General features: G+C 49.3%; 18 protein-coding genes. 8 read left to right on the top strand and 10 right to left on the bottom strand.

Annotated features, from left to right (window positions below; translation table 11 throughout):
• Nucleotides 1-283: 283 nt before the first annotated feature.
• From DVH26_RS16605 to DVH26_RS16590, 4 genes are all read left to right on the top strand, one after another.
• Complete coding sequence (locus DVH26_RS16605; RefSeq protein WP_239634881.1) at nucleotides 284-667, top strand: YhjD family protein; 384 nt, start codon at nucleotides 284-286, stop codon at nucleotides 665-667.
• Nucleotides 660-845 carry a hypothetical protein gene (locus tag DVH26_RS16600; RefSeq protein ID WP_239634880.1) on the top strand — a complete coding sequence of 62 codons (186 nt, stop codon included), beginning with the start codon at nucleotides 660-662 and terminating at the stop codon, nucleotides 843-845. Before DVH26_RS16605 ends, DVH26_RS16600 begins: the two co-directional genes overlap by 8 nt.
• 684 nt (nucleotides 846-1,529) lie before the next feature.
• Nucleotides 1,530-2,852 carry an ABC transporter substrate-binding protein gene (locus DVH26_RS16595; RefSeq protein WP_239634879.1) on the top strand — a complete coding sequence of 441 codons (1,323 nt, stop codon included), beginning with the start codon at nucleotides 1,530-1,532 and terminating at the stop codon, nucleotides 2,850-2,852.
• Between the two features lie 116 nt (nucleotides 2,853-2,968).
• Entirely contained in the window at nucleotides 2,969-3,979 is a 1,011-nt protein-coding gene (locus tag DVH26_RS16590; protein ID WP_239634878.1) for a LacI family DNA-binding transcriptional regulator, read from the top strand.
• A gap of 65 nt (nucleotides 3,980-4,044) precedes the next feature.
• On the opposite strand, the gene modB is transcribed toward DVH26_RS16590, so the two are convergent.
• Both modB and modA read right to left on the bottom strand, forming a co-directional pair.
• Complete coding sequence (modB, locus tag DVH26_RS16585) at nucleotides 4,045-4,716, bottom strand: molybdate ABC transporter permease subunit (protein ID WP_239634877.1); 672 nt, start codon at nucleotides 4,714-4,716, stop codon at nucleotides 4,045-4,047.
• Nucleotides 4,713-5,564, bottom strand: a complete 852-nt coding sequence (modA, locus tag DVH26_RS16580) for a molybdate ABC transporter substrate-binding protein (protein ID WP_239634876.1) — start codon at nucleotides 5,562-5,564, stop codon at nucleotides 4,713-4,715. The genes modB and modA overlap by 4 nt, the downstream gene beginning before the upstream one ends.
• A gap of 156 nt (nucleotides 5,565-5,720) precedes the next feature.
• On the opposite strand from modA, the gene DVH26_RS16575 reads away from it, so the two are divergent.
• Nucleotides 5,721-6,671 carry a helix-turn-helix transcriptional regulator gene (locus DVH26_RS16575; protein WP_239634875.1) on the top strand — a complete coding sequence of 317 codons (951 nt, stop codon included), beginning with the start codon at nucleotides 5,721-5,723 and terminating at the stop codon, nucleotides 6,669-6,671.
• A gap of 170 nt (nucleotides 6,672-6,841) precedes the next feature.
• Here the strand turns inward: DVH26_RS16575 and DVH26_RS16570 are convergent, their stop codons facing one another.
• Complete coding sequence (locus DVH26_RS16570; protein ID WP_239634874.1) at nucleotides 6,842-7,249, bottom strand: MarR family winged helix-turn-helix transcriptional regulator; 408 nt, start codon at nucleotides 7,247-7,249, stop codon at nucleotides 6,842-6,844.
• A gap of 287 nt (nucleotides 7,250-7,536) precedes the next feature.
• Here DVH26_RS16570 and DVH26_RS16565 point away from each other — a divergent pair, with 287 nt between their 5' ends.
• Nucleotides 7,537-11,730, top strand: a complete 4,194-nt coding sequence (locus tag DVH26_RS16565; protein WP_239634873.1) for a sulfite reductase subunit alpha — start codon at nucleotides 7,537-7,539, stop codon at nucleotides 11,728-11,730.
• An 87-nt stretch (nucleotides 11,731-11,817) separates the two neighbouring features.
• Here the strand turns inward: DVH26_RS16565 and DVH26_RS16560 are convergent, their stop codons facing one another.
• From DVH26_RS16560 to DVH26_RS16550, 3 genes are all read right to left on the bottom strand, one after another.
• The gene (locus DVH26_RS16560; RefSeq protein ID WP_239634872.1) at nucleotides 11,818-12,531 is read right to left on the bottom strand and encodes an MOSC domain-containing protein; all 714 of its coding nucleotides are present in this window, start codon (nucleotides 12,529-12,531) and stop codon (nucleotides 11,818-11,820) included.
• Between the two features lie 100 nt (nucleotides 12,532-12,631).
• The gene (locus DVH26_RS16555) at nucleotides 12,632-13,429 is read right to left on the bottom strand and encodes a DUF2935 domain-containing protein (protein WP_239634871.1); all 798 of its coding nucleotides are present in this window, start codon (nucleotides 13,427-13,429) and stop codon (nucleotides 12,632-12,634) included.
• A gap of 80 nt (nucleotides 13,430-13,509) precedes the next feature.
• Nucleotides 13,510-13,935 (bottom strand): SgcJ/EcaC family oxidoreductase, encoded by a 426-nt coding sequence (locus tag DVH26_RS16550; RefSeq protein ID WP_239634870.1) that lies wholly within the window; start codon nucleotides 13,933-13,935, stop codon nucleotides 13,510-13,512.
• A gap of 155 nt (nucleotides 13,936-14,090) precedes the next feature.
• Between DVH26_RS16550 and DVH26_RS16545 the strand changes: the two genes are divergently transcribed.
• On the top strand, nucleotides 14,091-14,579 hold the full coding sequence (locus DVH26_RS16545) for a MarR family transcriptional regulator (RefSeq protein WP_239634869.1): 489 nt from the start codon (nucleotides 14,091-14,093) through the stop codon (nucleotides 14,577-14,579).
• A gap of 55 nt (nucleotides 14,580-14,634) precedes the next feature.
• Here DVH26_RS16545 and DVH26_RS16540 read toward each other — a convergent pair whose 3' ends face one another.
• A complete protein-coding gene (locus tag DVH26_RS16540; RefSeq protein WP_239634868.1) occupies nucleotides 14,635-15,195 on the bottom strand; it encodes a 2'-5' RNA ligase family protein in 561 nt (186 codons plus the stop codon).
• Between the two features lie 41 nt (nucleotides 15,196-15,236).
• Nucleotides 15,237-16,106 (bottom strand): phosphotransferase, encoded by an 870-nt coding sequence (locus DVH26_RS16535; protein ID WP_239634867.1) that lies wholly within the window; start codon nucleotides 16,104-16,106, stop codon nucleotides 15,237-15,239.
• A 196-nt stretch (nucleotides 16,107-16,302) separates the two neighbouring features.
• On the opposite strand from DVH26_RS16535, the gene DVH26_RS16530 reads away from it, so the two are divergent.
• A complete protein-coding gene (locus tag DVH26_RS16530; protein ID WP_239634866.1) occupies nucleotides 16,303-17,349 on the top strand; it encodes a coiled-coil domain-containing protein in 1,047 nt (348 codons plus the stop codon).
• A gap of 101 nt (nucleotides 17,350-17,450) precedes the next feature.
• Here DVH26_RS16530 and DVH26_RS16525 read toward each other — a convergent pair whose 3' ends face one another.
• Complete coding sequence (locus tag DVH26_RS16525) at nucleotides 17,451-17,801, bottom strand: VOC family protein (protein WP_239634865.1); 351 nt, start codon at nucleotides 17,799-17,801, stop codon at nucleotides 17,451-17,453.
• Nucleotides 17,802-18,035: 234 nt separating this feature from the next.
• Nucleotides 18,036-18,755: a YebC/PmpR family DNA-binding transcriptional regulator gene (locus DVH26_RS16520; protein ID WP_239634864.1), complete on the bottom strand. Its 720-nt coding sequence runs from the start codon at nucleotides 18,753-18,755 to the stop codon at nucleotides 18,036-18,038.
• Nucleotides 18,756-18,798: the final 43 nt, after the last annotated feature.

Genomic DNA, 18,798 nt, shown 5'->3' with positions numbered 1-18,798 from the left:
TCCAAGCAGCTCATCCCTTCCGTATTTACGTAAGCAAGATTATCCATCAAATATCAGAATATCACAGTAAGGATCGCCGTTGAAATGGATGATGTTATTTCAATACATGGATTAAATTGCCATGTCGAAAACCGCCTAGTTCCCGAACTCGGCATTTCGGGCTCGCGCACAGACACTCCGTTTGTGCAAATCATATAGATTCAATCGCCTTATAATCTGCTTCCTTTTTGCATATTGAATAAAGAACGTGCGTTCGCATATAATAAGTGTTGAGGTGATTCCCATGAACGCAACCGAGAAAGAAATGAATTTGATCAGCGACTACATCCTGCTGCCCATCGTCATATCGATTGTGAACAAGAACCGGCTGGAGATGGAGACATCCACCGCAATGCTGAGAAACTTGTACGCTTCGGCGGCCGAAATCGTGATGAACCGGATGCGTGAGGACTTGAATGCCGTCAGGCTGCAGCTTAAAGAGCTTAACATTTGTGTGATCGATTCCGTAGAAACCCGGGATCACGACAGCGTGCATTATCCGTATCTATTGCGCGGGCAGAGCGGGCGATTTACAATAAGAAAAGAAGCGGTGAAAGCGGAGGTCGGCCGACGGCTAAGCCGTTACATCACCGAAGTGATCAAACCGGAGGTTGTTGTCCATGATTGAAAAGTACATTTTAAGAGACGAGCCGGATAAAACGATGTTCGTCTTCGCCAAGAATGGCAAATACTACGGCCACATTGTGAAGAACAAGACGGAGAAAGCACCGGCCAAGTTCGTCTTTGAAACGGAGTCGTATGAATCCGTCGAGGCGCTTAAGGCAGCCTATCCGCAGCAGGAATAGTCTGCCCCTGCTGCTTGGGGATGCGGGCATAATCACTTCAACTCACCGGCACCAGCCTCGCTTGAAATTCGTCTACGTAGCGCTAAATCTCTTCATTACGCTTCATAATAATTCGCTTCTCTTCATACTTATCGGTAATTTCCATAAGGGTGCGAATCGCTTGCTTATCGTAACCATGATTCCATTCGAAGAGGATTTGATAATGGACCCCTCTACAATCCAGCTGTTTCCGGCTAGTGTTTCCTGCAGCATGGAGTCCCGAACCTCCCCTTGATAAAGGGTTATTTATGTCTATTTCTAATTTACACTAGAAACAACCGAATTCCTGCTTACTTAACTTTTCCGGACAAATTTGGGGCCGGCGAGCAAGATTTCACTATAATCAAAATTTCCATCTTGCAAACGATTACATTTCACATTATACTCATTCCATTAGCTGTAGGTCAACTTTGATTGCATCTCGGTACGTCACCTCCGCTATTTTCAGGCTATCAGCTGATTACTGCAAGAAACCTATACGACTGGAGATCGGCGTCTATAAATGAAATCGATTTCAGTCTATCTGGAGGTGATGATGACCCCCTGCCATTTTGCATACAGCCATTGTAAGCACTATCCTTCCCTTGCTTTGAATCGTATCGAAGCTTTTAACCATGGTTCATATTTAAAAGGAGGTCGTATTCGTTGTATACAAAAAAACTCATAGTATTGACCGCACTGCTTGCCGTTGTCTTGTCAGGCTGCAGCCGGACAGCACCCGCCAACAATCCCGAAGCCGAGGCTCAAGCCCCTGTCAATACCGAGCCCGCCGAGCTCGTCGTGTACTATCCGTTCCCACAGGACTGGGACCAGGACAAATTCACCAAAACCTTCAGCGAGCCCCTCACCAAAAAGCATCCTCATCTTACGGTAAAATACATAGTCGGAGGCTCCAAAGGCACCTCGATTCCTGAGCTTATTACAGCGGGACAACAAATTGACATCGTAGCGTCTTCCATAGGCGTAACTCCCGCCAATCTTCTCGATGCCGGACTGCAATACGATATTACACCGCTCATAAAAAAGTTCAAATATGATCTTGCCAAGATCGATCCCTCCATGGTCGATTTGGCCAAACAGATGGCCGACGGAGGCATGTACGGACTCCCTGTTCTCGTCCCTCCCGCCACTATTTATTACAACAAAGATTTGTTCGACCGGTTCGGAATTCCTTATCCTAGCAACAGCATGACATGGGACGATCTCATTGATCTGAACAAAAAGCTGACCCGCCAGGACAACGGAACGCAATACTTTGGATTCGGCACCTCCTACAACCATTATTTGCTGTTAAATCAATGGTCCATCCCGCTGGTGGACAAGAAAACGAAAACGGCCACATTTACTTCCGACGACAGATGGAAACCGTTCGCCGACAACTTCCTTCGTCTGTACAGCCCATCTGCTTATGCCTCGCTGCAAGGAAATCAAATGTCGGAGCCGTACGAACGCAACCAATTTTTCAAAGATCGCACCTTTGCGATGTTCCTGGCCCATACAGCGCTGGAGCCGGCTGAACGGCTAGAGGGGATGAATTGGGATCTCGCACCCTACCCTGTATTCAAAGATAAACCCGAGCTTGGCCCTCAAGCGTACCCGACCTACTTCTATATAACGACTACATCCGAGCATAAGGATCAAGCCTTCCAGGCGCTCACCTTCTGGACCTCGGACGAGTTTCAGCAGGACAATGCCAAGAAAGGCTACTTTGTCCCGATCTCCAGCAATCCGGAAGTCATGAAGGCTTTCGGTCAAGAGAATCCGCTCTATAAAGGTAAAAACGTGATGGCACTTCGGCCGAAAAAATACGCCCCCGCCGGGGATGTAACCAAATATGACAACGCCGCCAGCCGTGTGCCGGACTTGAAGAGCGTCATCCAAGGCAAAAAAGATATCAATACGGTGCTGCGCGAAGCGACCGAATCGGTGAACAAAACGATTGAGCAGCAGGAAGCCGCCAGCAAGTAATGCTAAGCGATTTCAGGCTGGTACGCTTGGTGTATCAGCTTGAAATCGATTTCGTAATAGAGTATATTTTTAACAACGATAAAAGTGCCTATTAACTACGGATAAGGTTGATGAAGATGGATATTAAAATCGTCGATGTAGCGGCTAAAGCGGGAGTTTCCTCCGCGACCGTCTCGCGTGTGCTCAATAACAGCAGCAGTGTTACGGCAGCGACCAAAGAAAAGGTCATGAAGATCATTCACGAGCTCGGCTACCAGCCGAATGCCGCAGCCAAAAATTTGCGTTCCCAGAAAACGATGGCCATCGGAGTCATCGTACCCGAAATTAACAACTCCTACTACGCGGAAGTTATCAAAGGGATTGAGAATAAGGCTTACGCCATGAAATATAAGGTCATTATTTGCGATACGGGCAACAACAAAGAGAAAGAGCTGGAATTTATCAATCTGCTCATGGATAAAACGGTCGACAGCATGATTCTCGTCACCCCGCTCCAATCCGACGAAGAAATTTGCCGTCTTGCCGATCTGAACTATTCTGTCGGTATCGTCGGCCGGTACATTGAGCACCCTACCATCCCCTGCGTGTTCACGGATAATGTGAAATTTTCGAGAGATGTCGTCAATCATCTGGTCGAACAGGGTCATCGGGAGATCGCCTTTTTGAGTGGTTATGCGGATGCGATCGACAGCTATGACCGGCTCGAGGGCTATTTGAAGGCGCTTCGGGAGCACCATATCCCTTTTCGTCCGGAGTGGGTCGAGAACGGTAATTTTAGCGAACAGGGCGGCTACAAAGCGATGAAACGGCTCTTCGAGAAAAAGGTTTCTTTCACCGCCATCTATTCCGCTAACGACGAAATGGCTCTTGGCGTGTACCAAGCCTGTGCAGAGCTCGGTATTCAAATCCCCGAGCAGCTTGCTATTGTCGGAGTCGACAACAATCGCGTCAGCCGCTATATCACACCGAAGCTAAGCACCGTAGCCCAGCCGAAATTCAAGATGGGCAGCATCCTTGTCGAGAAAATCATCCATCAGCTGGAGCATACGGAAATCACCCCTGACCGAGTTGTCGTGCTTGACTCCGAACTTATAATCCGCGATTCTTCCTCAGCGGCACGAAAGTAAATACTTCCTCATAAAAAAACAAACAGCACATTGTGCTGTTTGTTTTTTGCGTTATGAAATCCGCATCAGCTTCTACGCCCGGTCAGCAGCAGCATGATGAACGAGATAACAATGATCGATCCCGTCCAAGCCCATGCCATGGCAGTATCACCTGCATCCACAGCAACGTAAATGGCGGTGGGGATCGTTTGGGTTTTGCCCGGAATATTCCCCGCAATCATCAGTGTCGCTCCGAATTCGCCAAGTCCGCGGGCAAAGCCTAGAATATAGGCGGAAACGAGCGAGCGGTACGTCAATGGAAGCGTAATATACAGGAACACCTGCCATTCGCTTGCCCCTATCGAGCGGCTTGCCGCCTCCAAATCTTTATCTACGGAGGAGAAGCCCACTTTCATCGTCTGGTAAACAAGCGGAAAGGCAACGACGATGGAAGCGATGACGGCAGCCCACCAGGAAAAGATGACAGGAGCTGCAAACAGCCATTCGATGAATTGCCCGAACCAGCTCTTACGGCCAAGGATAACCAGCAGTAAAAAGCCGATGACCGTCGGGGGAAGCACAAGCGGCAGCATGAACGCCGTTTCCAGAAGCGTCTTTCCTTTAAACGATCGCCGTGACATCCACCAGGCTGCAGCTATTCCGAGCAGTACGACCACCACGCTGGATAACAAGGCGACTTGCACCGACAGCCGGATCGGCGTCCAAAATTGCTGCCAATCTATTGATGCCGCAATCATTGAATAACGGAAAAGCCGTACTTAACGAAGATATCCAGCGATTGCTTGGCTTGCAAATAGTTGTAGAAGGCTTCCGCTTCTTTACTATGCTTCGTTGCCTTAACTATTCCGATAGGATATTCCACCGCGGTATAGGTTTTCGGATCGACGGCGAAGGCGACTTTGACCTTTTGCGACGTCATCGCGTCGGTTTTATACACAAAGCCAGCTTCCGCATTGCCTGTTTCTACGTATTGCAGCACTTGTCTGACATCCTTCGCTTGAACCATCTTGGATTGCAGCGTTCCCCACAGCTTCGCGTTGGTTAGCGCTTCTTTCGCATAGCTTCCGGCAGGGACGCTTTCCGGAATCCCGATCGCTACATGCTTCACATCCGCTTTGCTTAGATCCGATACGTTCGCTACGGCGGTCTTCCCATCGGCATTGACTACAGCCACGAGCTCGTTTGTCAGCAATTTTTTCTGCTGCTTGGCATCGATCAGCTGCTTCTCGACAAGCGTACTCATGTTCTTGGCAGCCGCCGAGAGGAACAAGTCCGCCGGCGCCCCCTGCTCGATTTGCTGCTGCAGCGCCCCGGAAGCACCGAAGTTAAAGTTCAATTTAATAGACGGATTTTTCGTCTCAAAATCCTTTTGAATTTCCTTAAGCGCATCTGTCATACTTGCTGCGGCCGAGATGGTCAGCTCTACCGTTTCAGCCGGTTTCTGAGCCGCTGCATTGGTACTCGGTGCTTGTGCCCCAGTTCCGCTGTCCGCTGCCGGTTTGGTTCCCGATCCGCACCCAGTAACTACTAATGTCATAGCTAGCAAAGCAGACAAAATCATATTACTTTTACTTATTCGAAACATGATTACCCCTCCACCATTCTATTTAATACTATTTAGATATAAATAATAATCATTATACATAGTTTTCCTGGCTAGAGTAACCCTGTCCATAAACTTTTCATGACAAATTATGTTACAATGAAGCATAACGAACAACATGTAACAAGGAGGCATCCGATGGCCAGCGATATGTCCTATACGACCGAAGAAATCGCCAAGCTGCTGAAAATATCCAAGCTGACTGTTTATGACCTGATCAAAAAAGGCGAGCTGCCCTCCTATCGGGTCGGCAAGCAGATGCGGGTTGACGCTGCAGACTTGGAAGCATACAAGCAGCGCGCCAAAACAGCGGCGATTGCTGAGCGCCCTGCTCCGGCCGGTCACTCCTTCCATTCCGCTGCTCCCGCAGCCTTCAACGGACCGCGCAGTATCGTCATAACAGGCCACGACATCGGGCTGGATATATTGGCTAAGCATATGGAGAAGCATATCCCCGGCATCCGTCCGCTGCGTTCATTCGTCGGCTCTATGGACAGCCTGATTTCCATGTACCGCGGAGAATCCGACATTGTCAGCACGCATTTGCTCGATGGGGATACCGGTGACTACAATATTCCTTACATTCGGCGGATTCTCGTCGGATCTTCCTATATCGTCGTCAACCTGCTTTCCCGAAATGCGGGGATGTATGTCAAACAGGGCAACCCGTTCAATCTCGAGCACTGGTCCGACTTAAGCCGTCCTGGACTTCGCTTCGTCAATCGGGAGAAAGGCTCCGGCGCCCGTGTACTGCTCGATGAGCAGCTGCGGCTTCACCGGATCAAGCCTGATCAGCTGATCGGCTACGAGAATGAACAAACGAATCATCTCGGTGTCGCTTCCAAAGTATCGTCCGGCGAAGCGGATGTCGGCATCGGTATTGAGAAAGCGGCTGCGCTTGTGGGACAAGTCGATTTTATCCCATTAATCCAGGAGCGTTACGATCTCGTCATCCTGAAGAATGAGCACACTCATTCTTGGCTGCCCTCCCTGCTGCACATCACGCGGTCCGAGGAGTTTAAGAAGGAGCTGCTGACCATCCCCGGGTACGATCTGTCACTCACAGGAGAAATCCTGTATGAAACTTGAAATTTGAACACCAAGCGGTAACGAATGAAGATGTTATGAATCTGCACTAAATCATTCTTCTTTTTCATGTCACATAATATAACATGTGATAAAATAGGCCCCCTTTCCGATGAAGGAGGCCTTCTCCGCGTGCCGCTGCTTACGAATTGTTTGCCTTTCGTTCGATCCTCCTACCGCTCCTCCGGATCGTGAAATTCAAGCAGCCCAGCACGTTTTAATTCGTCCCGATGTATTTCTGACAGCTCCTCCAAGACTTCCATACCGCTATCGGTCAGGCCGATATAAATGCTTCGCTTATCCGACTGGTTAGGAAACCGCCAGACCAAGCCCAGCTCCTCGCAGCGTTGAATCAGCTCCACGCAGGCATGAGGGGAAATTTGCAGCCGCTCGGCCAGCTCTTTGGGAGTGGCATAATTCCTCTCGGGAAACCCCATAATGGAGAGCATAAGCTGGTGATACTGCGGAGTCAGCCCCTTGCTTCTGGCCGCTTCCTCGCTGAAGCGAATAAATTTGCGGATCCGGTATCGAAATAGAGCAAGCTGCTCGTAGACATGCTTCGGCAATCGTTCTTCGTTCATAGCCGGCTCCTTTGGTAGTCCCTTTTCTTTACAGTGTATTGCATTTCAGACAGGAGAACAATGAAAATCAGAAAAACTAACGATAATTATATGTTATATTAAGTTGCATAAATCGCAGTTTTTCATATATTAATCAAAATTTATCATCATTAATGTCATAATACATGACATTCGATATTGACTTTGATCGTACTGCGATATATATTGTGCATATCCCTCTGTAATAATTTCTAACTTGACATATTGCTTTGCCCTAAGACTGATTAAGCAAGAGGTTGGTGAATTGCATGACATCCACAAAAATTAAGAGTGTATGTCCCTACTGCGGCGTCGGCTGCGGTATTGTTATGGAAGTGTCCGGAAACCGTGTAGTAAAAGTGACGGGCGATAAAGAGCACCCGGCCAATTTTGGCAGGCTGTGCACGAAAGGAAATACATGCGCCCAGCCGATCAACGATTCAGGCCGGATGGAGTATGCTTATCAACGTCCGCAGCGAGGAGCCGATCCGGTCCCGCTCGTCATGGACAACGCGATACGTGAAACCGCACAACGGCTTCGGTCCATTCTCGATAAGCACGGACCTGACGCCCTCTCCTTCTATGTGTCGGGGCAAATGTCACTGGAAGCGCAGTACTTGATCAATAAGCTGGCCAAGGGCTATGTCCGCACCAGCCATATCGAATCCAATTCTCGTTTATGCATGGCCAGCGCAGGAAGCGGCTATAAGCTTTCGTTAGGTGCTGACGGTCCACCAGGTTCTTATCAGGATATGGATCGGACCGATCTGTTTTTCGTCATCGGAGCCAATATGGCGGACTGCCATCCCATTTTGTTCCTGCGGGTCATGGATCGGATCAAAGCCGGGGCCAAGCTGATCGTTGTCGATCCGAGACGCAACACAACGGCAGATAAAGCGCATCTATATATGCAAATCAAGCCGGGTACCGATCTGGCGCTTCTTAACGGTCTTCTCCATTTGCTTGTCAAAAACGGTCATACGGATCCCTCCTTCATTGCCGAATTCACTTCAGGCTGGGAAGCGATGCCGGATTTTCTTGAGGACTACCCTCCTGACAAAGTTTCTGAGATCACCGGGATTCCCGAAGCCCAGATTCGATTGGCAGCTGAGTGGATCGGCGAGTCGCCCGAATGGATGACCTGTTGGACGATGGGCCTCAATCAGAGCACGCACGGCACTTGGCATACGAACGCCATATGCAATCTGCACTTGGCAACCGGAGCGATATGCCGTCCTGGAAGCGGCCCCTTCTCCTTAACAGGCCAGCCTAACGCCATGGGAGGCCGGGAGATGGGCTACATGGGCCCGGGCTTACCCGGACAGCGTTCCACGCTTGTCGAAGCCGACCGGCTTTTCATAGAAGATATGTGGGGCCTGCCCAAAGGAACTCTACGAACGGAAGCAGGTACAGGTACCCTATCCATGTTCCAGAGCATGCAAGCCGGCGACATCAAAGCATGCTGGATTATTTGCACCAACCCCGTCGCCTCCGTGTCTAATCGTGACAACGTCATTGCCGGGTTGCAGGCAGCCGAGCTCGTCATCACTCAAGATGCTTATTTCGATACGGAAACCAACCGGTATGCGGACATCATGCTTCCCGGCGCCCTATGGTCAGAAGCCGAAGGAGTAATGATCAATTCCGAACGAAATATGACCCTGATGCAAAAAGCGGTTGATCCGCCGGGTGAAGCATTGGCTGACTGGCAGATTATTGCCCGCGTTGCCTGTGAGATGGGCTATGCCGAAGCCTTTACGTATCAGACTGCCGCCGAGGTATTTGAAGAAATCCGACAGGCTTGGAATCCCAAAACCGGCTACGACCTTCGCGGCGCTTCCTATGAGCGATTGAAAGAAGCTCCTCTCCAGTGGCCTTGTGCACCGGAAACTAGCGGTGACCGCAATCCTATCCGTTATTTGAATAACGGAGGAAGCCAACAGCTGCTGGAGCATGCCGACGGCAGCCGTCCGCGCATCGTTTTCCCGACGGAAAGCGGAAAAGGTGTCTTCTGGGCGAGGCCGTATTTACCTCCTGCCGAGATGCCGGATTCTGAGTACCCGTTCGTCCTCAATACCGGACGGCTGCAGCATCAATGGCACACCATGACGAAGACCGGGAAAATCGCGACGTTAAACAAGCTGAATCCCGGCCCGTTCATCGAAATTCATCCCGAAGACGCAGCAGCTCTCGGAATTAACGAGCGAGATTCGGTCAAAGTAGCATCCCGCCGCGGATCGGCGGTACTCCCTGCGATCATCACCGATCGAGTCCTTCCCGGCAGCTGCTTCGCCCCGTTTCACTGGAACGATGTATTCGGCGAACAGCTTGCCATTAACGCGGTTACAAGCGACGCCATCGACCCGATATCGTTTCAGCCTGAATTTAAGTTTAGTGCCGTATCGCTCATTCGTACCGCCGATACACCCGTGACTGAGAAGACGGAGGTTCCCGCCGATAACCTCTCTGTCCACCCGGATGCAGAGGATGCAAGCTCAATAAATAAGGAGGAAGTCTACATGGCCAAAGTCGATACGATTGCCAATATGCTCGGAATTGAACCATCGCCCGTCATGACATTAGACCGTCACGAGAAGCTATATCTTTCCGGATTTATTACCAGCCTGCGTACGGAAGAATCAAAATCGGCTTCCGGGGTCCCTGTACTTCCGGTCACCGCTCCGCTTGAATCATCCAAGAGATTTTGGCTTGACGGCATGCTCGCAGGGTTGTTCTCCCGCACTCATACTCCTGCCGCAGAAGCTCCCGCAGCACAGGCAGCTGTTTTTACGCCACAAGCAACGTTGGAGTCCGTAACGGTAGCGCCGAACGCGGTCTCGTCTACGGCCGCGCAGGAGCTAAGCACCGGTAAGCCGCGTATTACCATTGTTTGGGCGTCCCAAACGGGCAATGCGGAAGGTGCAGCTATCGACTGTGCTAGACGTTTGCAGGACTCCGGCTATGACGTTCATTTAGTCAATATGAATGCCGCTTCCCTAGCGTTATTAGCTTCGGAGCGTCATGTATTGTTCATCACAAGCACCTTCGGAGCAGGTGATCCGCCTGATAATGGCGCAGCGTTCTGGCAGGCTTTGCAGGAGGAACAAGCCGCTCGTTTACCTGAGCTTCGGTATGCTGTGCTGGGACTCGGCGACTCCAGCTACGACTTGTTTTGCGGTTTCGGCCGCAATCTCGACGCCCGTCTGGAACAGCTCGGCGCCACACGGCTATCCCATCGTGTGGACTGCGATACCGAATTTCAACAATCGTATGAAGCGTGGGTTCATGCCATTGACAAGGCACTGGATGAAAGTGTGAACGGGACCGTATCGAAACCAACCGTCACCTACGACCGCAAAAACCCGCTGCACACCCGACTGACAACCAATCGGCTTCTGAACAAAGACGGCTCTGAGAAAGAAACCCGCCAGTATGTTTTCGATTTGAAAAACACCGGACTGCAGTATGAAGCCGGAGATGCTCTCGGTGTCTGGCCGACCAACAGTCCGCAGCTCGTCGAGCAAATGCTCGAAGCCCTTAAGCTGGAGCCGACCGTTCTCGTAAAAGTAAAAGATCGTGAAATCGAGCTAGACGAAGCGCTGCTTCAGCATTTCGAAATAGCCCGTATCACCCCGGGCATGCTGAAGTTCGTCCAAGAGCACTCCAAGAGCGAGCAGCTGAAGACCCTGCTGCTGCCCGAAAACAAATCGGAGTTAAAGCAATGGTTATGGGGGCGGCAGCTCATCGATCTGCTGCAGCAATTCCCGGTGACGGTCAGTGCGGACGATTTTACCGGGGCTCTCAAGCCGTTGCAGCCAAGACTGTACTCGATTTCCTCCAGCTCCAAAGTCACTCCCGACGAGGTTCATATTACGGTTTCTACCGTACGCTATTCATGCAACGGGAACGCAAGGAACGGGGTTTGCTCCGTCTTTCTCGCCGACCGGGTTGCATCCGGTACCAAGGTGCCGATCTTTATTCAAAAGGTCGAGCACTTCCGCACTCCGGCCGATCCGGATACTCCGATGATTATGGTCGGCGCCGGAACGGGAATCGGCCCTTTTCGGGCGTTTCTGCAAGAGCGGCGAGCCGTCGGCGCCAAAGGACATAATTGGCTCATCTTCGGCGAACAACGCTCCGAATTCGATTTTTATTTCAAGAAGGAGCTGGAAGGCTTACAAAACGACGGTGTGCTGCACCGTTTGGATACCGCATTTTCCCGGGATCAATCCGAGAAAATCTATGTCCAGCATCGCATGCTGGAGCACGGCTCACAGCTGTGGGCTTGGCTTTCAGCCGGAGCGCACTTTTATGTTTGCGGCGACGCCGAGCATATGGCCAAAGACGTGGATGCCGCTTTAAAGCAAATTATCCGGCAGCATGGCGGTATGAGTGAATCCGAGGCGAATGCTTATGTGAAAGAGATGATCGGCTCCCATAGATACTCCAAGGATGTCTATTGATAGTTCCTCGGTCTATCGGCGAAACGCAAAAAGCCCTCCGTTCCCATTGGGATCGAGGGCTTTAATGCTGTTATCATCATATCCGGCTCACAAAAGATATACCTTTTCGCCGACTTGGATCGGTCCGCCTTTTGCAACGGAAGCATACACGCCAAATTGAAGATTCATCTCTTCATTCACTTTTCTCAAGAGAGTGCTATCTCGTTCAAGTGTGTCCGGATCAATAGTAATCATGGCACAACGCTCGCAGTAGGAGTCAACCTGCAGCTCCGAATCCCCGACACGCAGCCGCTTTCCAATCCACTCGCTTTCATCCTTTACGTCCCCCTCCAGCGTGACTACGAGGTTTGCACGGAAACGGCGTGGATTCAATGGTTTATTCCATATCGCTTCCAGCTTATGTAAGGATGTGTCGGTAACAATCAAAATGCTGGCCGAATCGACAGACATCAATTCCGGACTTTCCAGATTTGGCGCCCGATATTCTGTCATGGAAATCGTTTTCCGGGTATACCGCTGTATTTCCTCCAACAATTGTCCATTCCACGCAAAGGTTCGGCCGTCCGGCGATTTCACAAGAACCTGGTCCTCGACTAAAGATGCCTGATAGCCTAACATTTGCGGAATCGTTCTGGCCGTAACATAGCTTTCCCAGCCTACTTTGGCAGGATCGAAAAATGCGCCAAACCGGTCTCCATATAAACCATAAGCTTCTATCGTGCATTTCTCCAGTCGCTCACCAGCGAATGATTTGACCGGATAGCGAACGATTTCGCTGATTTCACCTACAATGACAGACACTCGAGACTCTCCTTCCGCTAAAGGAACAATATCCCTTATTATAGTCCGCTCTGTCTTCGGTGTACAGCAATCGTGCCTATCGCATTTATCTCACCAGAAACTATCTTCGCACCCTCGTCAAGCTTGCTTCAAACATATCGATAATAAACAGGAATCGTTCTGCTTCGCGAAACACATGATCGGCAAGCAAAGGATGAATAATACTTTTGATGCGGCAGGCATCGATTAATTCCTTTGCCGTCTTTTTGAAGTCACGGAGCGCAACGACCGAGACCTTATTTTCATCCAAAAATTGGTCCAACAAAGGCACCGTTTGGGATTGAGGGCGCATACCGCTTAAATCGATCGCTTGGAATAGCAGCTGATCGAAATCATGGCTGAAGTTACGCGCTTGTTCAACCAATTGCCGCTCCGACGGGTCAAGCAGATGCCCGATGAATTTAGCATGATCCGCCATGATTCTTAGAAAAAATACGTTCTCGTCGATAATCGCATCCGGAAGCGGCTCCAGCGTCCCTGTATTTAATTCATCCAGCCGGTTTCGGAAATAATTGGCTTCCCGGCTAACATGATCAACCAACAAAGGGAAGTTGTTGCCGCCTGGCAGCTGACAGGAGATGATGAGACCGAGCACCTTTCGTTTAAACGCCCAAATATGCGCCGCAGCATTCCGGACTTCGGCATTGAACCGTCTGATTTGCTCAGGATCCGTCGTGTCGGAAAAGGAATGAGCTCGTACTTCGATATTCTCGAATATTTTGTAAAATTGGTTGGCTTCCTGAATTAATTGGGTGTCTTCACAACGAAACCCGAGCTTGAGAAATAAAGAATGCTCTTTCATAATGCGTGACCAGAACCTGATCTCATCCAATGAACGTCTGACGAATTCATTTGACAATGAGGGCACTCTCCTCGCAAATTATATTTTCTGATGTCATATATATAGAGGTTCGAGGAGAGTTATGCCAACTTATGCAATTATCGTTTGCCGCCGGGGATATCCTGAATGCGGCAGTTATGGAAAGCGGTAATTTTCCACTCCCCATTCTGTTTTACAACTACGTTCGTATTAATGGATTCCCTCTCATTATGATCTTGGGAAGGTTGAGCGAGCCGTACTTCTCCAATCGCGTGAACAATGGCAACATCAGGCGAGATGAAGCGAGGCTCAATCGAAGAAGCAGCGCTGGATACCATGGTAGAGCCTTTTAACATTTTGTCAAACAGCCACTGGTGAACTTCGGCAATTTGCTTGCTTCCTTTCAAATGCTGTCCGGCAAATGTCACGTAATCCGCATCTTCCATGAAGCATTCGCCATAAGCTCCCCCATCTCCCCTATTCCAGGATTCGCCCAGCTTATTAAACAATAGTTGAATTGCTTTCAAATCCTCTTGAGCTGCCATTTCCACATCAACCTTTCCATTGTAATTTCGTTTAGGTGACTCCTATGCAATGTGATATACTGTGTGACATAAGAAAGCTTAATTAACAAGTTATCTTAATTAAATAATTATCTTAATTAATTAAGATATACTTATCTTAATCTGGAGGTCTCTATATGTCAAGCGATCATTCTTCCCTGACTTCTTCCGAGCTTGCTTCTTTGCAGCAGGCCTTACTCATGGAATTACGTCAAACCAGCACCAGCGCCATTATGCTTCACCAGGTCATCTCCGAAACATTGGGCTTGAATGTCACCGATCACAAATGTCTTGACTTCATTCTTCGCACCGGACCGGTCACAGCCGGCCAGCTTGCAGATTTAACCGGCTTGACAACGGGGGCCGTTACCAATGTCATTGACCGGTTAGAGCAAGCGGGATATGTCATCAGAGATAAAGATCCGAACGATCGCCGCCGCGTAGTAGTCAAACCTGTGACGGGCGGCTCCGACCATCTCTCCCCCCTATTCCAGTCTATTGCACACTCCACGACCCAGCTGATATCGCAATACAAAGCGGAAGAGATCCAGCTGATCCTTGGGTTCTTAAGAAAATGCAATGAGATGTCGTTACAGGAGATGAACAAACTGAAGCAGAACCCATAATAAAAAGCAGCGCGGAAAAGGATCATCAAAACTCCTTTGACCGCGCTGCTCTGTTTCATTTGTTGTTACGATTCATTCCGTTTTCTTTTAGCAGAATATCTTCGAAGGGCACGTAACTATGATTTGCTTCCAGCTGGTACACCCTCAGATGAGTAACCGTGAATGCAGGATATGGGGACAGCGCTTTGCCCGCTTCGGATTTCATGGCAGCAAGCTCCGATTGTGTCATTCCCCAGTGAGTTTGGCCTAGTGTCATGTGCGGTACATATCGATCCAGTTCGAAATATTGCTCAAGCTGCTCTATGGACGGCGATACCGCATGAACTAACTGCCTGTGAAGCTCCAATATGCGGCTGGAATGGACGCCCAAAAAGACAACCTCATCGCCGAATGATAATGGTGCAGTTATTGCCAATTCAAACGGGGGGATTGCTTGGCACACTTCCTTACACCTGCCGAGCCAGCCCATGTCCCAGGTCAGTCCGCCTTGAGCTTTGACGGTAATATGCGGCTCTACCATGTCAGGAAGGCGATTGCTGGACCACCGCTGTTGAAATGAGACTACTTGCTTCAGATAAGGCTCCGGAGGCACAATGCCAACGAAAAACTCAGACATTTAGGACCCCTCCCGACTATACTCTATATCAAAATTTCCCTCTACACCTCATGTAGCCGGACCTCGCGTTTCCAATGATCCCAGGCGTTCAAGTAATCGTTCAAATCTTGCGGGTGCACTCTCGAGCAAATGCCGATTCGGCAATAAAGCTGAAAGGTCACTTCCTGGATAAGCCTTGATCTGTCGATTGTTGTCCGATTCAGCTTGTCGAATGCAGCGAACAAGGTTGACCGTTTCAAATCGTCCGGAGAGGAACAAAAAGCATAAGTAAAATCGTACGTTATAGGGCCTAGTATTGGAGACGGATCGATTACACCTGCAAGCTCGCCTTGCTGAAACACAAAATTATGGATCCCCGTATCTCCATGCAACAAATATTTTGATTTTACATCGGAAAGGTTTCCTATCCATGCTCTGACCGATTCGTGATCCTCTGCGGGCAATAGACTGCCGATGGCCCTCTCTGCATAGTGCAAGCTCCGCTGGTTAAATTCTTGCCACGATTCCCGGGGAGTCTCCAATCTCCCCCACTGTTTCGACTGTTCATATTTTTCATAGTGGTTTAGGAGATCATGTACCAGCCGTGTAAGCCAAGTTACTTTAGCGCCCCGATTCACATGAGTGGTGCCGTCAATGTACGTATATACGATATATTGCTTATCAGGATCGATATAAATGAGCTTAGGCAGCAGAGGACTAGATAAGTAAGCTTGATGCAGCTGCTCTACATAGGAAATACTTTGCGGATGGTCTATTTTTAATACATATTTGGGTTCCTCGTTTTCCGCCAGTGTAAATACGCGACCGTCCGTTGTTCCTTTTAATCTATTGTTAATTGTAACGGTACGCTCGACAACGCCTTGTTCAACGAGAAATTGTACTATAGTATGAATATCCAATAATTCTGTCACCCTAAGACCCCCTCACCACACATTGCCACGACTCCATTATATATGCCAATTTTTCACATAGGTAGGGAGCATTTCTATATATTCAACTATCCGCCGCTGTCATTGGGACATGTCGCCTAAATTGTTTTCCTTTTTACCCAGACAATCTTACCCCTCCGCTACTACACTATTAACATATTACAAGGAGGTGTTATTATTGGCAGTCAAATCGTCACGCACATTGCTTCGCCGAACACTTCGTGAAGAGCAAACTCAGACGAAGACAGGGCGAGAATTAGTACAGCAGCAAAAGGAAAGCACGCAGGAGCTTGCAAAAGTGAGCAGCGGCATTGAACAGATTATGGAGCAAGTACAAGCAGGTCAAAGCCAAAATCCCCAGGTCCTCGATCAGATCGTACAAACACGCAATGCGCTAGTTACCGGAGTCGAGCAAATCAGAGAGCAAATTCAAGCGATGCAGCCGCCTTCGCCGGGAGCTCTCCAGCAAATCGTGCAGTCACAAGCTCAGCTAGTTAACCAGACTGCCGGGATTAGCGATCAAGTTCAACTGAATCATCAGCAATCCGTACAAATTCTCGCTCAAATAGCCCAATACCAAGTTGAACATCTTAATGAGAACGTCCGCATCAGGGAGGAAATTCAGACAAATCATCAGCAAAGCCAGCTCGTTCTTGGTCAAATCAGTCAAGTCCAGGCTGCAGAAGTAAGCGCGACGGAACAAATCGGAGCAACCATTCAGGAGAATCACCAGCAATCTCAGCTCGTTCTTGGCCAGCTCAACTTATCCCAAGCTGCAATAGTCGGGGCGACAGAACAAATCGGGGCAGCCATTCAGGAGAATCACCAGCAATCTCAGCTCGTTCTTGGCCAGCTCAACTTATCCCAAGCTGCAATAGTCGGGGCGACGGAACAAATCGGGGCAGCCATTCAGGAGAATCATCAGCAAACTCAGCTCGTTCTTGGCCAAATTAGTCAGTCTCAAGCCGCACTAACCGATACAACGGGAGAAATCGGGCAAAGAATTCAGGAGAATCACGAGCAAACTCAGCTCGTTCTTAACCAGATCAGCCAGCTCCAAACTTCGTTAATCGGGGTCACCGATCAAATTAGGGAACAAATGCAAATGAACAACGAGCAGACTCAACAAACCTTCGCGCTGGTCATCCAAATGATGCAGCAGCATTTATCGGTGCTATCCCAAATCGAGCAGAATACTTCGACTCAAGAAGGCCAACAAGGCTAACCCATTGCATTCTCTTCAGCATTGTGATTACGGAGAGCAGTCAGCCTGCCGCCTGCTCTCCCGGCTCTTTCCAGGTACCGCTCTCTAACATCTTCATATTGTTATACATGAGCAAGAATATTGATCAGCTTACCGAAAGGGTCACGGACAAAGAACCGCCGAACACCCCAAGGCTCCTCCGTCAGCTCGTACTCAATCGGAAATCCCGCTTGCTTCACCCGCTCTAATGCAGCATCGACATCGTCCACTTCAATCGACAGATCCGGTATAGGGGCATTGGACCCGCCTTGGCTCGCAATACTGATTTGGATACTCATCTCATCCGTGGAGCCGTAAGTCGTTATCCATCCATGATCCATCAGTACATCGAGGCCAAGCACATCCTGATAAAAGCTTTGGGCAGCCAACACATGCTGCGTCGCAATATTGGCGACAATTCGTTTGACCTTCATTCCCAGACTCTCCTCCTCATCAGTTATTTTGATTTAATATTCTCGTTCACGCACGAAATTCCTTCCAATCGATTCCAATCTTCTGGAGATACGCGTCACAATTAGACTAAACTCGGTTAAACTGTTGTCAAAAAAAGAAAGGCGACAGCCTTTCCGTTCACGATCAGCTTCATTGTATACAGATTGACCAATGATGAAACAAAAAAAACCGCTTGCGCGGTTTTTCCATGAAGATTAATCTTCGAACTCAACATTATGGTATACTTGCTGAACGTCTTCCAAATCCTCTAACACATCAATCATTTTCTCAAATTGCGCCTGCGCGTCGCCCGGAATCGTCAAGTACGTTTGCGGCAGCATCGTCAGCTCGGCAACAGAGAATTCCGTAATGCCGGCATTCTTGAATGCTTCTTGGACGCTGTGGAATTGTTCAGGAGCGGCATACACCATAACTCCGTCTTCTTCCTCACTGATGTCGCGTACATCCACATCGGCTTCCAGCAGCAGCTCGAACACTTCATCCGTCGTTTTGCCTTCAATCCCGAATACAGCCGTAGCATCAAACATGTATGATACCGATCCGCTCACTCCCATGCTTCCGCCGTTCTTGGTGAATGCCGCACGAACTTCCGATGCGGTCCGGTTCACGTTGTTCGTCAAAGCATCTACGATAACCATGGAGCCGTTAGGACCGAAGCCTTCGTAACGCAGCTCGTCGTAATTTTCGTCCCCTCCGCCCTTCGCTTTCTCGATGGCGCGGTCAATGATCGCTTTCGGAACGTTGTACGTTTTGGCGCGTTCGAGGACCACCTTCAAAGCCCGATTGGACTCAGGATCCGGCTCCCCCCGCTTGGCCGCTACATAAATTTCGCGTCCGAATTTGGCATATATACGACTCGTGTTTGCGTCTTTAGAAGCTTTCTTTTCTTTAATATTGTTCCACTTACGTCCCATTCTGTTCCCGCTCTCTTTCGACATGGAATTTATATCATCGGTC

The sequence above is a fragment of the Paenibacillus sp. H1-7 genome, from assembly GCF_022354825.1.
GTDB lineage: Bacteria > Bacillota > Bacilli > Paenibacillales > NBRC-103111 > Paenibacillus_S.
Note: the sequence above shows the minus strand (reverse complement) of the source record. Positions and strands in the feature narration are given on the sequence as shown.

Bases quoted from the DNA above. Each gene is read 5' to 3' on its own strand.
- DVH26_RS16605 (WP_239634881.1), top strand. From the start codon at position 284: ATGAACGCAACCGAGAAAGAAATGAATTTGATCAGCGACTACATCCTG.
- DVH26_RS16600 (WP_239634880.1), top strand. From the start codon at position 660: ATGATTGAAAAGTACATTTTAAGAGACGAGCCGGATAAAACGATGTTC.
- DVH26_RS16590 (WP_239634878.1), top strand. From the start codon at position 2,969: ATGGATATTAAAATCGTCGATGTAGCGGCTAAAGCGGGAGTTTCCTCC.
- modB (WP_239634877.1), bottom strand. From the start codon at position 4,716: ATGATTGCGGCATCAATAGATTGGCAGCAATTTTGGACGCCGATCCGG.
- modA (WP_239634876.1), bottom strand. From the start codon at position 5,564: ATGTTTCGAATAAGTAAAAGTAATATGATTTTGTCTGCTTTGCTAGCT.
- DVH26_RS16575 (WP_239634875.1), top strand. From the start codon at position 5,721: ATGGCCAGCGATATGTCCTATACGACCGAAGAAATCGCCAAGCTGCTG.
- DVH26_RS16570 (WP_239634874.1), bottom strand. From the start codon at position 7,249: ATGAACGAAGAACGATTGCCGAAGCATGTCTACGAGCAGCTTGCTCTA.
- DVH26_RS16565 (WP_239634873.1), top strand. From the start codon at position 7,537: ATGACATCCACAAAAATTAAGAGTGTATGTCCCTACTGCGGCGTCGGC.
- DVH26_RS16550 (WP_239634870.1), bottom strand. From the start codon at position 13,935: ATGGCAGCTCAAGAGGATTTGAAAGCAATTCAACTATTGTTTAATAAG.
- DVH26_RS16545 (WP_239634869.1), top strand. From the start codon at position 14,091: ATGTCAAGCGATCATTCTTCCCTGACTTCTTCCGAGCTTGCTTCTTTG.
- DVH26_RS16540 (WP_239634868.1), bottom strand. From the start codon at position 15,195: ATGTCTGAGTTTTTCGTTGGCATTGTGCCTCCGGAGCCTTATCTGAAG.
- DVH26_RS16525 (WP_239634865.1), bottom strand. From the start codon at position 17,801: ATGAAGGTCAAACGAATTGTCGCCAATATTGCGACGCAGCATGTGTTG.
- DVH26_RS16520 (WP_239634864.1), bottom strand. From the start codon at position 18,755: ATGGGACGTAAGTGGAACAATATTAAAGAAAAGAAAGCTTCTAAAGAC.